The following is a 10,633-nucleotide window of genomic DNA, read 5'->3' as shown; positions in this document are numbered from 1 at the left end:
ATGCCCTCCAGGGACGAGTGTTCGCCCACCAGGGGCGTCAGAGAAGCGAGGACACCAGGCCCCCAAGATCAGCGAGCCGAGACGGCGCATCACCGAAGCGGCGCCCAGTCACAGCGATGTAGCGGCCAGCGGAGTACACCTCCACCGTGCGCCCAGACGAGCGCAGGTTCCTGCCCGGCCCCTCAGCGAGAAGGCCGAAGATGTGGATCCCCTCCTCGGACTGGGAGACCTCCACGTAGGTCCCCGGAGCGGCATCGAGGATCGCCTGAGCCCACGGCGCAACGACACCGTCGACGATGCAGTCGTCCAGGTCGATGCAGCCCACGTTCTCGCCGAGCGCGAAGCCCAGGCCGCTGCCGACCGTCGAGCCCTTCGCCTCGGAGTACGTGCTCCACGTGCGCGAGTCCGTCGACGACGCCTGCCGACCATTGATCTGCGTCGGCACCTTCGTCAAGCGGCCTGCACGCGGCACCAGGCGGTAACGCATCCACCGATCAGCTGCGCGCATCTCCTGCGGGATCGCGTCAGCAGTGCAGCGACGGTGCGCGCGGACACGGCAGGCAGGGGAGCAGTACGCGGCATCGCTGCGCCGGCCGATCGGGATCGGCTTGGGGCACTCGGAGCAGGTTCGTCGCACGCCCATATCCTACCCGATGTAACGCCTATAGCGCCATGACCTGCGCCATCACTGGTGCTGACAGACGGGCAGGAAGTGTCCGCTTTCCAGGCCATACATCACTGCAGGTCAGGGCAAAAAACCCAGGAAAGAGCGCACGCAGGATCGGAGTTGCTATCCGGCGGGTGGGGCGGGGGGAGCCGGGGGGGGGCCCCCACCCTCCTGACCTGCGGGTTTGTCCGCGCCGGTCGTCGTTGTCGAGCCGTCGGCCTCGTCCGCGACCTCGTCGCGCCTCTGTGACCTGCGGGTTCGCTTGGCCTTCATGTCGGTCGCGTTGACCTTCTCGACCTTCTCGGCCTTCGTCGGCTCGGTCGCGACTGCTGCTCCTGCTGCGATGAGGTGTTCGGCGACGCTGTCGATGCGGTCGATGGTAGCGCCCTTCGCGAGTCCGCCGACGGTTCGTGTGAGGGTGATCTTCATGGGGTCCTCCGTCCGGGGTGTGGTGGGGTGGGGCGTACCCGTAGGGCCAGGCGTAGGGCCTGGGCGCGGGCGTTGTCCTGGGTGGTCTTGACCTTGTGGTGTGGGTAGCAGAGCCACTGCAGGTTCCCCATGCTGTGGTCGTCGCCGGGGATGACGTGGTCGCAGTCGCTGCCTGGGGTGGGGCATCGTCGCCCGCCCTCGAGTACCCACTCGCACTGGTTGCCGGCCCGCTTGCGTACCTGGGATCTGAGTTGGGGCCAGTCGTCGGGGAGGCGGGAGCGGCGGTCACTGGTGTGCCAGGCCATGCCGTCCTCCCTGTTGCTGGGCCCCGCCGTGCCTGCCCGGGTCGCGTCCGGGCAGGGGCGGGGTTGGAGACCTGCACGTTGGTGCCCCGGCGTCCCGTGTACCGGTCGTGCCGGGTTGGGGTGGTGCCGGGGCGTGCACCTGCCTGGCTCGCGTGGGCCGTGGGTACGGCAGGTGTGCGCGGTGCCTGGGTGGGTGCGTCCCGCGAGCTGGTGGCTCGAGCGGGGGCTAGTGCCGGTGATGTGCGGCGACGGGGTCGCAGTGATCTGCCGGTCTTGGATACAGAAGAAGCCCCGACCGCAGTGGTCGAGGCTTGAGTGCCGGAGACAGTAATTCCAGGCAACTACAGATTAGGGTCACACGCTGACTTTTGCAAGTCGGACACGCACTGACTCGAGGGTGACACCTCCGCCCGGCGATGCGACGAGGGTGCCGCGCTTGACGGCCATGGACACGGCGGGCCGCTTGATGCCGAGCACCCATGCCGCCTGGGCGTGCGTGACGGCCTCGGTGCCACGGCCTTGCAGATGCTCCATGAGCTCGCTCTCGTGGCCCGCTTGGCACCTCACGACGGGTGGTCGCTCGTGATAGATCCACTGGACTGCATGGCAGATCCCGCAGGGCTCAGGCATGTACGTGCGTGACGGGAGCATGCCGAGCATGCCGGTGCCCTTGCGCGTGGCGTCGTCGAGCTCGTCGAGCATGTCGGGCGCCCATGCCGCGCCTGCGATCCAGATGGATCGTTGTCGCATGAACAGCGACTGGGCCGCCGGAGTGTCGGCCGGCAGGTCGTCGCCGGACTCCTCGTGCACGAGCCGCGACCACGACTGGAGCAGGCCCTCGATATGGACGGCGAGGTCGAGCATGCCGATGTCGGTGGGTGGGCGTGACCCGGATGCGCCGGGGGCTGCGGGTCCGTTGTGGGATCGGATCTCGCCGCGCACCTTGAGGCCGTCGTGGATCTCCTCGGCCTGGTTCACGGATCGGATGACGGAGTTGGCGTCGGTCATGCGATCACCTCGCGGTGGTGGTCACGGTCGAGTCCATCGAGGGTGATGGAGCCGAGGCGGATGCTCATGCGCACGCGGGTCACCTTGGTGATGTTCTCGACGAGGGTGGAGACGTCGCTGGTCTCGGTGTGGAGCTGCATGTCGGTGAGCGGTCCGGCGACGGTGCAGCCTTCGTGCTTCGTGCGGATGGTGTTTCGGCCGATCATGTTCGGGGTGAGGTCTCCGATGGTGGTCATGCGTTCTCCCTGAGCTGGTCGATGGTGTCGAGGAGCGCGAGGACGATGTCGGCTCCGAAGTAGTCCTCGCCCATTCCGAGCAGGTCGTCGGGGTTGGGTTCGGTGGCGAGGGCGCGGATCTTGTCGCACTGCTCGGGGGTGAGGAGGGCAAGGTTGACCATGAGTTCTCCTGCGGCTTTGTGCGGGCATAGAAATGCCGCACCCTCTACGGGTGCGGCTCGGGGTGTTCTGTCGCGTCCTGGGCTAGTCCTGTGCGCGCCAGGGGGTGACGTAGCGGGTCTGCTGCTGGATGGTGAGGCGGTCGGGCGGGAGTATGCCGGTGGCTGCTGCTCGGTTTGCGCGGGCGAGGGTCTGCTGAGCCGCTTCGGCGAGCGCCTCGGGTGTCACTCGCACCTCCTCCTCGGCTTCGATGGGCACGAGAGCCGTCACCACATCGCCGGCATAGAGGTCTACGGCGAGGCGGGTGCCCATCTCGGTCACGCCCCACCAGTCGCCCTCGAATCCTCGGGTATAGCGTTCCCCGGTCTCGACGCTGATCACGATTGCGTCATCGGGCAGCACTTCGGCCTGCTCGGCGGTCTCTATCAGGACGGGGCGGTAGAGCTTCACGGGGTCTCCTTCGTGGTGCCTGCGATGAGTGCGCGGACGTCTCTGGGTTCGGCGGGGCCGAGGGTGCGGCGGCGGGCTCCGACGGCGTGGTCGGCTTCTGCGCGTGCGGCAGCGGTCTCTGCGCCCCGGCCGAGTGCGCGGACGAGGGCGCGTCGCCATGCGAGCGTCGTGTTCGTGTCGATGTCGTCTGGTGGTTCGATGGCGGCGATGTCGGCCCGGTCGAGGTTGCGGCGCATGACGCGTTTCGTGGCCTGGAAGATGTCGCCGGGGCGGATGGCGACGAGGCCGGGGTCCCGGGCGAGCTCGAGGACGCCCTTCTCGGCCGTGGCGTAGTCGAGGGGCTCGAGCACTTGTTGCCAGACGGGGACGCGTTCGTCGGGGCGGGTGCGGTCGAGGGGCGGGACTCGGTGGTCGATGCCGGCGACCATGGCGATGATCTTCCCGGCTTCGTATTCGTTCACTGGTTCTCCTGGGGTTGGAAGAAGGCGAGGCCTTCCATGGAGGATTGGAGGCCGACGCCGCGGCGCTGTGTGCGGTCGGGCTGCTGGGCCTTGAGGCGGAGCTGGTCGAACTTGTCGCGCAGCTTCGGCATGGACTGGATGTTGGATCGCCAGAACTCGTCGGCCTGTGCCCAGCGGATCAGGTAGGCGATCTGTTCGGGGGTGCGGCCGTCGCGGTCGAGCATGAGCCGGGCGGCGTCGCGCCACTTCTGGGTGATGGTGGGGCGCTTCGAGCCGTTCTGTTCGACGAGGTCGGCGAGGAGGGTGCAGAGCGCTTCGATCTCGGGTCGGATGGGCGCGGTAGCGACCTCCGACGAAGAGGTCTGTTCCTCTGTTCCCCTGTTCCTCTGTTCCCCTGTTCCAGTGCCGGAACTTCTCGGTGCTTCCGTGACCTTCCGCTCCTCTGTAGCGGAAATACCGTGCATGTTCCCGTTTGTGGTGCTGGCCTGCGGTGATGTGGGTGGGTCGGGGTATTTGGACTGCTTGGCGCGGCGCTCGTTGCGCTGATGCTCCTCCCATGTCGGGATCGCGTAGTAGGGCCGATTGTCGGCCTCGTAGAACAGCACGCCGAAGCACTCTGCAACTTCCGCTACGAGTGCACGGAACTGCACGGTATTTCCGTGCCTGTCCGTGAAGGTGTCGTCGTTGGGGAACGCGAACCCTTCGAGCTCCTTGATGTTGGCGGTGCCGCGTCCGTAGTCGTCGGCCCAGTTCCACATGGCGATGAATAGGAGGCGTGCCCACGGGGAGGCGTTCGCGGTACTGGGGGAGTCCCAGAACTCGGGCTTGATCGAACGGATGCGGGCCATCAGGTCATCACCAATCTGGACGGGGCCGCGATGTTGGCCGGTGGATTCAGGCGGTCGATGGCGAGCGCCTCGAACCGGGCAGTGTTGGGGCCGTAGGTCATCCACGGCGGACGGGTGTGAGGAGGGGCTTCGGTGATTCGGACGATCGCGACGGTGGCCACTCGCTTCCACCACGACTTGCGGCGGTGCTTCGTGAACCGATCGGCGGGGCGGAACGACCGTCCGACGTAAACGAGTTCGTCGAGGCTGTCGAATAGCAGGTAGACGTACTCGGCTGCACTGGTCATGGGCGCGATCGTGTTGACCCGCTTCGGGACCGGGCCGTCGTACGTCACCTGCCAGTCCATCGCGGCGATGTCCTCGCTGGACCAGAACTCTGGCCGGATGCTGCGGATTCGCACAGTGCCTCCTTTCAGGTGGTGGGGGTGATGACGAGGCGGACGCGGTATGTGCCGGGGAGGCCGGTGGGTTGGCCGCGGCGCATGTCGGGTCCGGTGAGGTGGTCGTCGTTGTCGTCGGGCCAGATGCCGGCGTCGGTGCAGCCGTCGATGATGGCTTTGACGGTGGGGTAGGTGTTGCCGACGTCGGCGCGGGATTTCTTGGGTGCGGAGACGTGGGCCATGACGTGGACGGGGCCGGTGACGGGTTCGAGCTGTCGGGCGGTCCAGCCGGCGAGGGTGCGGACGTGTCTGGTCCGGCGTGCGCGCTCCATGTGGTGGAGTCGCTGGTTCGATGACTGCCACATCGCGGCGGGGATGTCGATCGTGAGCTCCTGCATCAGGCCTTCTTCCCGGCGATGATGTCGAGCAGCTGCCTGGGGTTGAGGAGGGTGCCGCGGCGTTGAGCGTCGTTCGCGAGGCGCCGGATGGCGGCGAGGATGACTGCGGGACGGTCTTCCATGAGGGGGCCTTTCGGGCATAAGGAAGGCCCCCGTCACATCACGTGACGAGGGCCTTTGGTGGGGGTTGGGGTCAGTCGCCCTTGACGTTGACGAGCTGGTGGAGGGTGTGGCGGATTTCGACGAGGTCGGCGGCGTCTGCCATGACCTGGTCGATGTCCTTGTACGCGGCGGGGATCTCGTCGATGAACGCGTCGGAGTCGCGGTATTCGATGCCGACCATTGCAGTGCGGAGGTCGTCGCCGGTGAACTTCTTCCGTGCGGCGGATCGGCTGTACTCGCGGCCGGCTCCGTGGGGTGCGGAGTTGAACGATGCCGCGTTGCCCTTGCCTTCGACGACGTACGAGGCGGTGCCCATGGATCCGGGGATCAGTCCGGGGTCGCCGACTCGGGCGCGGATCGCTCCCTTGCGGGAGATCCAGAGGTCTCGGCCCATGTGGTGTTCGCGGTCGGTCCAGTTGTGGTGGCACTGGATCTTCTCGAGCTGCTCTACGGCCATGCCCATGTGCTCGGTGAGAGCGTCCAGGGTGCGGTCCATCATCTCGGCGCGGTTGGCGAGGGCGAAGTCCTGCGCCCAGCGGAGCTCGGCGATGTACTGGTCGAACTCGGGCGTGCCCTCGGCGAGGTAGGCGAGATCCGGGTCCGGGAGGTCGATCCAGTAGCGCTTCGCGACCTGCTGTGCGGTCTTGATGTGGTGCTGGGCGATCTTGTTGCCGACGCCGCGGGAGCCGGAGTGGAGGAATGCCCACACCGTGCTGGTCTCGTCTGCGGTGATCTCGATGAAGTGGTTGCCACCGCCGAGGGTGCCGAGCTGCTGGCGCCACGTGCCGGAGTACTTGTCCGGGGAGCCGTCGGTGGGCCACTGCTCCTCGAGATCAGTGATGCGCGTCTTCGCGGTGTCGGTGAGGTGCTTGTTGTAGACACCTGCGGACACGGGGACGCGCTTCTCGATGCCTTCGCGGAGGTGGGCCAGGGGGCCGGCGTCGCGGATCTGGTCGGTGGTCCACTGGGTTCGGACGGCGATCATGCCGCAGCCGATGTCTACGCCGACGGCGGCGGGGATGATGGCGCGCTCGGTGGGGATGACGGAGCCGACGGTGGCGCCCTTGCCGAGGTGTGCGTCGGGCATGAGTGCGAGGTGGGGGTTGACGAACGGCATCGAGCCGGTGGTTGCGGCCTGCTCGCTGGTCTTGTCGTCGAGAATGCTGGCCCAGGACAGTACGTCGCTGGTGATCTTCATGGGCATGGGTGGTCCTTTCGTGGTGGTGCCCGGTCGCGGTCGCGACTGGGTCAACCTACGGGGTTGCGCTCCTCTTGGCGACGGCTTATTCCGTACCGAGGGCACGAGGAAGGCCGCCCCATCGGGACGGCCTCGGGTATCGGTTTCGTGCGGAAGTGTGGTTACTGGTCGGGGCTGGTATCACTTCGGTGGATGAGGTGCCCGATCACCCATGCGGGCACGGCGATGGCGAGCGTGCAGACGATCCAGCCGGTCACGGAGCGTCCAGGGCGCGGCGGAAGTTCTGCTCCCGTTGGCACGCCCTGCAGACGGGCAGGTCGGGTGCGGCTGTGGGCGCAAACTTGCCACTTCGCGGATGCCATTGGCCGCAAAGTGTGGACACTCGGGGGAGCCACTCGCTCTTGGAGTCTGCGATGTGCGCGGACCGTCCGGCGTAAGCGCGGATGTGGTCACCGGGGTGGATCACCACTCCCCCTCCGTGAAGACGAGGGCGTCGCGCCTGGGCTCCGACTTGTCGGTGATGGGCGGGAGCAGTCCACGGGAAGCGAGGTGGTCGGCCAGCTTGCCGTAGTTGTCCTCGGGGTGGGAGGGGACCAACTCGCGCATTAACGCTTCGATCTCCTCGGCTCCCTCGGGTCGGGACGGGGGCTCGGTGAGAGCGGCGCGGAGAACCATGTCACCGGCCTGTTCGTGCGTGAGGCTCCACTCACGGTTCTCCCATTCACGCATCGCCCGCCATGCGCGAATCCGCATCTCGTCGGTGATGTCGTCGGCGGTGAGGGGGCGGGACTCGGCGGCGTCCAGTGCGCGCAACGCGCAGACCGTCACGCACGGCCAGTCGTCTCCGCACTCGGCGCACGAGGGGTAGCAGCCGTCCTTCCCGCACTTGTCGGGGCCGTGCTCGTCGGGCTCATGTCCCTCCGCAAGATGGAGCATCGCGTCTCGGTCGATGGGGTGAGTGGTCATGGGGTCTCCTTGGGGTAGTGGGTGTCCCGGTATGCCTCTGCTGAGAACCGGGCGTGGCTGCAGGCCTCTGCGGACATCACTGCGCCCTTCGTGTGGAGTCGAAGGAAGCTCTCTTCCTCCTCCGCGATCAGCCCGTCGAGTGCTTCCCGTGCGGCGTCACGCTTGACCGCCTCGATGAACCGGTCGAACTCGGCGGCGCTGGGCTCGGGAAGGCTTAGACGGTGAGGCACCCGGTTGTGCTGCACGAGCCGGCCGGTGAAGTAGTGACGTCTCGCCATTTCCTTGTCGGGCGTGTAAGGCTGGTCAGTCATTGGTCTGCTCTCCTCGGTAGGGGTTGGGGTCGGTGGAGTGCTTCCATCCGTCACCCACGCCGCCGGTCTCCTGCCATGTGCACTGCGCTTCGTCCCAGCCGGACTCCCGCCCCTCGCCCCATGCGTCGGCTTGTGCCTTGAGGACGTCGGGTGCGAGCGCGGCGAGCGACTCTGCCAGACCACGGAGGATCGGGAGGGTGGCTGTGGCGTACGCCCGGTAATCGCGCCACGCACCCTCCCCCCGAACGTGGACGCGGGCCGCTATCGCCCGTGCGATCTGTTCGACTAGTGCTTCGTCGGTGGTCATGGCTTCCAATCGTCGGGCGGCGTGGGGTAGGTGGAGATGTCGTCGTGACACCTGCAGAACGAGTCGTGGTAGGCGATCAGGCGCTCCCTCTCGTCGGTGGTCATGACTGCTCCCTCGGGGCCTGGCAGTGCGCGCACGGGATCGGCTTGACCATCCCCATGCGGACGGCCATGTCGGACGGCGGCGTGAGCTTCTGCCAGAACGACCACGGGACGCGTTCGGTGATGTCGTCGTTGTCGTCCGTGACCTTCTCGTCATTGCAGTGATGGCAGATGATCATCGGTTCTGTTCCTTCTCGGGGTTGGTGGGGGTGAGGTCGACAGAGGCCGCGTCCGACTCGATCTGGTCCGCGATCATGCGGAGCAGCAGGGCGAGCGATCGCGGGTCGGATCTCGTCTTCGCGACGTAGTTGCCGACGCTGTCGATCATCACTCCGGCGTGCTCGTCTTGCAGGGCGATCCCGGCCCGGAGGGTGTAGTGCGTCATCTGTTCTGCTCCTGCTTCTCTCGTCCGTCGAGTGAGTGGTGAGTGACGACCCATCCCATAGACCCGTCGTCGCGGGGGACGGGCTCTATCAGGGGTCCGCACACGCAGTCTTCGGTTTCGGTGTCGTGGTCGATGAGGTCCCGGGTGGGGTAGACGTGGTACGTGCTCACGGCGTCTTCCGGTAGCCCAGTGCGGCGAGGTGGTCGGCCAGGTCGTCCAGCTCCTCGTGGGTGAAGCGCCGGTTGCCGTAGTCGTCCATCTCGTCCCAGCCGGAGAGGTCGTCCGCCAGCCCCTCGGCTCCTTCGGGGCGGGACGGGGGCGGGGTGAGAGCGGCCTCAAGGATTCCGCGCACCGACTCGCGGGCGTTGTTCTTGGCGAGTGCGGGCGAACGCTCCCAGGAGGTGTAGTCCTCCTCGATGTACTGTCGCGCTCCCCGCTCGACCATCTCGTCGGTGATGTCGTCGGCGGTGAGGGGGCGGGGGGAAGCGGTTGCGGCGCGCTTGTCGGCCTCGTCCCGCTGCCGGGCGGTGGTGGCGAGGGTGGCACGGAGGTGGTCCCTCTGCTGCTGGACCATGAGGAGCGTGTCCTCGGCCTGCTCGGCTCGGCGGATCTGCCCGCGCAGAGAGGTCTGGCACATCGCGGCCTCAGCCTTCGCCTCGTCGCGTTCCTGCACGAGGGACCGTGCCCGCTCGGGGGACAGGTGGTCGGTGCGGGTCTTCTCCCACATAGCCTTGCCGTCGACCTCGGCCTCGATGGCGGCAGCGGTTACGCCACCGTCCATCAGGTCGTCGCCCATGTCGAACGATGCGCGGAGGGTACGGGCGGGGAACGGGCCGACGGTGACCTCGTCGCGGCCCTCCGTCGCCGTGATCCACACGCCCTGGTGGTCGTGGGTGATGGTCAGTGCCCCGCCTGCGGGGTCGGTCAGTTCGTGGTCGATCATGGTCATGCTCCTTCGGGGGATCGGGTTCTGTGCATGTGGCAGACGGGGTACTCGTGCCCGTCCTCGGGATCGGTGCGGGTGGTGGTCGCGGGCTCGTTGCAGGCGTCGAGATGACCGTCCTCGTCGGTGACCTCCTGGTGGCAGTAGGGGGTCATCGGTTCTCCCATGTGTCGATCTGGTGGTCGGTGCCGCACGCGACGTGCGGTCCGTCGTGTCCCGGCTTGCGGGTGCAGACGCCGATGGACTCCGCGAAGCACGCCTCGTCCATCGGTTCGACCTCGGAGCAGTACGGGCAGGCGCTCACCGGTCCTCCTCCTTGATGTGCTCGGCCAGTGCGGCCTCCGGGTCGCATGCCCCGAGGCCCTGCTCGTCGAACCCGAGCTCGACGCCGCACGTGCACATGTAGACCCGCTGCCACGGCTCCGGGAAGTCACCGCCACAGCCCGGGTAGAACAAGGTCGCGATCGCGTGCTGGGCGCGTTGAATGGTGGTCATGACGGGTCCTCCTTGCGAACATCGACGATCTGGTCGTGCAGGAAGCGGGGCTGGTCCATACCAGGCGCGGCCCAGCACGTGACGGTCTTCGCGTTGACCCGGACCACGCGATGCCAGGACAAGCCGGTATGGCGACGGACCATCACCAGGGACGCACCCTTGAGTCGGGCAGGATCCACGGGCGAGAGGGCGGCACGTGCCGCCTCCCGCTCCTCGCGCCGCGCCTTCAGCACTGCTTCCTCGAGGCGGTCCCGCTCCCGAGACTCACGGCTCAGACGGTTCAGGTATGAGCGCAGGCTCTTGTTCCGCTTCGCCTGGGACTCGTGGAATCGCATCGACTGCAATCCGGGGTCGGTGGGCTGGACCTGGTGAGCGAGGTCCCAGGCTTTGAGTGCCGCCTCAGCGGCCTTGATAGTGGTCATGA

The 10,633-nt window shown here is 67.2% G+C and carries 21 protein-coding genes; all 21 read right to left on the bottom strand.

Features of this window, described 5'->3' with window-relative positions; translation table 11 throughout:
• Positions 1-37: 37 nt before the first annotated feature.
• A complete protein-coding gene (locus ACT3T5_RS08825; RefSeq protein ID WP_444594200.1) occupies positions 38-637 on the bottom strand; it encodes a hypothetical protein in 600 nt (199 codons plus the stop codon).
• 153 nt (positions 638-790) lie between these two features.
• The gene (locus ACT3T5_RS08820; protein ID WP_444594199.1) at positions 791-1,096 is read right to left on the bottom strand and encodes a hypothetical protein; all 306 of its coding nucleotides are present in this window, start codon (positions 1,094-1,096) and stop codon (positions 791-793) included.
• 659 nt (positions 1,097-1,755) lie between these two features.
• Positions 1,756-2,409: a hypothetical protein gene (locus ACT3T5_RS08815; protein ID WP_444594198.1), complete on the bottom strand. Its 654-nt coding sequence runs from the start codon at positions 2,407-2,409 to the stop codon at positions 1,756-1,758.
• Positions 2,406-2,645 (bottom strand): hypothetical protein, encoded by a 240-nt coding sequence (locus tag ACT3T5_RS08810; protein ID WP_444594197.1) that lies wholly within the window; start codon positions 2,643-2,645, stop codon positions 2,406-2,408. Before ACT3T5_RS08810 ends, ACT3T5_RS08815 begins: the two co-directional genes overlap by 4 nt.
• Positions 2,642-2,806 (bottom strand): hypothetical protein, encoded by a 165-nt coding sequence (locus ACT3T5_RS08805; protein ID WP_444594196.1) that lies wholly within the window; start codon positions 2,804-2,806, stop codon positions 2,642-2,644. The genes ACT3T5_RS08810 and ACT3T5_RS08805 overlap by 4 nt, the downstream gene beginning before the upstream one ends.
• A gap of 82 nt (positions 2,807-2,888) precedes the next feature.
• Positions 2,889-3,254: a hypothetical protein gene (locus tag ACT3T5_RS08800; RefSeq protein WP_444594195.1), complete on the bottom strand. Its 366-nt coding sequence runs from the start codon at positions 3,252-3,254 to the stop codon at positions 2,889-2,891.
• A complete protein-coding gene (locus tag ACT3T5_RS08795; protein ID WP_444594194.1) occupies positions 3,251-3,715 on the bottom strand; it encodes a hypothetical protein in 465 nt (154 codons plus the stop codon). Before ACT3T5_RS08795 ends, ACT3T5_RS08800 begins: the two co-directional genes overlap by 4 nt.
• The gene (locus ACT3T5_RS08790) at positions 3,712-4,563 is read right to left on the bottom strand and encodes a hypothetical protein (protein ID WP_444594193.1); all 852 of its coding nucleotides are present in this window, start codon (positions 4,561-4,563) and stop codon (positions 3,712-3,714) included. The genes ACT3T5_RS08795 and ACT3T5_RS08790 overlap by 4 nt, the downstream gene beginning before the upstream one ends.
• Positions 4,563-4,964 carry a GIY-YIG nuclease family protein gene (locus ACT3T5_RS08785; protein ID WP_444594192.1) on the bottom strand — a complete coding sequence of 134 codons (402 nt, stop codon included), beginning with the start codon at positions 4,962-4,964 and terminating at the stop codon, positions 4,563-4,565. The genes ACT3T5_RS08790 and ACT3T5_RS08785 overlap by 1 nt, the downstream gene beginning before the upstream one ends.
• Before the next feature lie 11 nt (positions 4,965-4,975).
• The gene (locus ACT3T5_RS08780) at positions 4,976-5,341 is read right to left on the bottom strand and encodes a hypothetical protein (RefSeq protein WP_444594191.1); all 366 of its coding nucleotides are present in this window, start codon (positions 5,339-5,341) and stop codon (positions 4,976-4,978) included.
• Complete coding sequence (locus ACT3T5_RS08775) at positions 5,341-5,463, bottom strand: hypothetical protein (protein ID WP_444594190.1); 123 nt, start codon at positions 5,461-5,463, stop codon at positions 5,341-5,343. Before ACT3T5_RS08775 ends, ACT3T5_RS08780 begins: the two co-directional genes overlap by 1 nt.
• Positions 5,464-5,534: 71 nt before the next feature.
• On the bottom strand, positions 5,535-6,707 hold the full coding sequence (locus ACT3T5_RS08770) for an RtcB family protein (RefSeq protein ID WP_444594189.1): 1,173 nt from the start codon (positions 6,705-6,707) through the stop codon (positions 5,535-5,537).
• 456 nt (positions 6,708-7,163) lie between these two features.
• The gene (locus ACT3T5_RS08765) at positions 7,164-7,667 is read right to left on the bottom strand and encodes a hypothetical protein (RefSeq protein ID WP_444594188.1); all 504 of its coding nucleotides are present in this window, start codon (positions 7,665-7,667) and stop codon (positions 7,164-7,166) included.
• Positions 7,664-7,978: a hypothetical protein gene (locus tag ACT3T5_RS08760; RefSeq protein ID WP_444594187.1), complete on the bottom strand. Its 315-nt coding sequence runs from the start codon at positions 7,976-7,978 to the stop codon at positions 7,664-7,666. Before ACT3T5_RS08760 ends, ACT3T5_RS08765 begins: the two co-directional genes overlap by 4 nt.
• Positions 7,971-8,285: a hypothetical protein gene (locus ACT3T5_RS08755; RefSeq protein ID WP_444594186.1), complete on the bottom strand. Its 315-nt coding sequence runs from the start codon at positions 8,283-8,285 to the stop codon at positions 7,971-7,973. Before ACT3T5_RS08755 ends, ACT3T5_RS08760 begins: the two co-directional genes overlap by 8 nt.
• Positions 8,286-8,385: 100 nt before the next feature.
• Positions 8,386-8,565, bottom strand: coding sequence for a hypothetical protein (locus tag ACT3T5_RS08750; RefSeq protein WP_444594185.1), 180 nt, complete (start codon positions 8,563-8,565; stop codon positions 8,386-8,388).
• Complete coding sequence (locus ACT3T5_RS08745; protein WP_444594184.1) at positions 8,562-8,771, bottom strand: hypothetical protein; 210 nt, start codon at positions 8,769-8,771, stop codon at positions 8,562-8,564. The genes ACT3T5_RS08750 and ACT3T5_RS08745 overlap by 4 nt, the downstream gene beginning before the upstream one ends.
• 166 nt (positions 8,772-8,937) lie before the next feature.
• Entirely contained in the window at positions 8,938-9,714 is a 777-nt protein-coding gene (locus ACT3T5_RS08740; protein WP_444594183.1) for a hypothetical protein, read from the bottom strand.
• 2 nt (positions 9,715-9,716) lie between these two features.
• Complete coding sequence (locus ACT3T5_RS08735) at positions 9,717-9,869, bottom strand: hypothetical protein (protein WP_444594182.1); 153 nt, start codon at positions 9,867-9,869, stop codon at positions 9,717-9,719.
• 145 nt (positions 9,870-10,014) lie between these two features.
• Positions 10,015-10,209 carry a hypothetical protein gene (locus ACT3T5_RS08730; RefSeq protein ID WP_444594181.1) on the bottom strand — a complete coding sequence of 65 codons (195 nt, stop codon included), beginning with the start codon at positions 10,207-10,209 and terminating at the stop codon, positions 10,015-10,017.
• Positions 10,206-10,631: a hypothetical protein gene (locus tag ACT3T5_RS08725; RefSeq protein ID WP_444594180.1), complete on the bottom strand. Its 426-nt coding sequence runs from the start codon at positions 10,629-10,631 to the stop codon at positions 10,206-10,208. Before ACT3T5_RS08725 ends, ACT3T5_RS08730 begins: the two co-directional genes overlap by 4 nt.
• Between the last annotated feature and the right edge of the window lie 2 nt (positions 10,632-10,633).

This window comes from Brachybacterium sp. AOP3-A1-3 (assembly GCF_052378285.1).
Taxonomy (GTDB): domain Bacteria; phylum Actinomycetota; class Actinomycetes; order Actinomycetales; family Dermabacteraceae; genus Brachybacterium.
The sequence above is the reverse complement of the archived record's forward strand: the minus strand, read 5'-3'. Positions and strand labels throughout refer to the sequence as shown.

Bases quoted from the DNA above. Each gene is read 5' to 3' on its own strand.
- ACT3T5_RS08820 (WP_444594199.1), bottom strand. From the start codon at position 1,096: ATGAAGATCACCCTCACACGAACCGTCGGCGGACTCGCGAAGGGCGCT.
- ACT3T5_RS08815 (WP_444594198.1), bottom strand. From the start codon at position 2,409: ATGACCGACGCCAACTCCGTCATCCGATCCGTGAACCAGGCCGAGGAG.
- ACT3T5_RS08810 (WP_444594197.1), bottom strand. From the start codon at position 2,645: ATGACCACCATCGGAGACCTCACCCCGAACATGATCGGCCGAAACACC.
- ACT3T5_RS08805 (WP_444594196.1), bottom strand. From the start codon at position 2,806: ATGGTCAACCTTGCCCTCCTCACCCCCGAGCAGTGCGACAAGATCCGC.
- ACT3T5_RS08790 (WP_444594193.1), bottom strand. From the start codon at position 4,563: ATGGCCCGCATCCGTTCGATCAAGCCCGAGTTCTGGGACTCCCCCAGT.
- ACT3T5_RS08780 (WP_444594191.1), bottom strand. From the start codon at position 5,341: ATGCAGGAGCTCACGATCGACATCCCCGCCGCGATGTGGCAGTCATCG.
- ACT3T5_RS08775 (WP_444594190.1), bottom strand. From the start codon at position 5,463: ATGGAAGACCGTCCCGCAGTCATCCTCGCCGCCATCCGGCGCCTCGCG.
- ACT3T5_RS08770 (WP_444594189.1), bottom strand. From the start codon at position 6,707: ATGCCCATGAAGATCACCAGCGACGTACTGTCCTGGGCCAGCATTCTC.
- ACT3T5_RS08765 (WP_444594188.1), bottom strand. From the start codon at position 7,667: ATGACCACTCACCCCATCGACCGAGACGCGATGCTCCATCTTGCGGAG.
- ACT3T5_RS08760 (WP_444594187.1), bottom strand. From the start codon at position 7,978: ATGACTGACCAGCCTTACACGCCCGACAAGGAAATGGCGAGACGTCAC.
- ACT3T5_RS08755 (WP_444594186.1), bottom strand. From the start codon at position 8,285: ATGACCACCGACGAAGCACTAGTCGAACAGATCGCACGGGCGATAGCG.
- ACT3T5_RS08750 (WP_444594185.1), bottom strand. From the start codon at position 8,565: ATGATCATCTGCCATCACTGCAATGACGAGAAGGTCACGGACGACAAC.
- ACT3T5_RS08745 (WP_444594184.1), bottom strand. From the start codon at position 8,771: ATGACGCACTACACCCTCCGGGCCGGGATCGCCCTGCAAGACGAGCAC.
- ACT3T5_RS08740 (WP_444594183.1), bottom strand. From the start codon at position 9,714: ATGATCGACCACGAACTGACCGACCCCGCAGGCGGGGCACTGACCATC.
- ACT3T5_RS08735 (WP_444594182.1), bottom strand. From the start codon at position 9,869: ATGACCCCCTACTGCCACCAGGAGGTCACCGACGAGGACGGTCATCTC.
- ACT3T5_RS08730 (WP_444594181.1), bottom strand. From the start codon at position 10,209: ATGACCACCATTCAACGCGCCCAGCACGCGATCGCGACCTTGTTCTAC.
- ACT3T5_RS08725 (WP_444594180.1), bottom strand. From the start codon at position 10,631: ATGACCACTATCAAGGCCGCTGAGGCGGCACTCAAAGCCTGGGACCTC.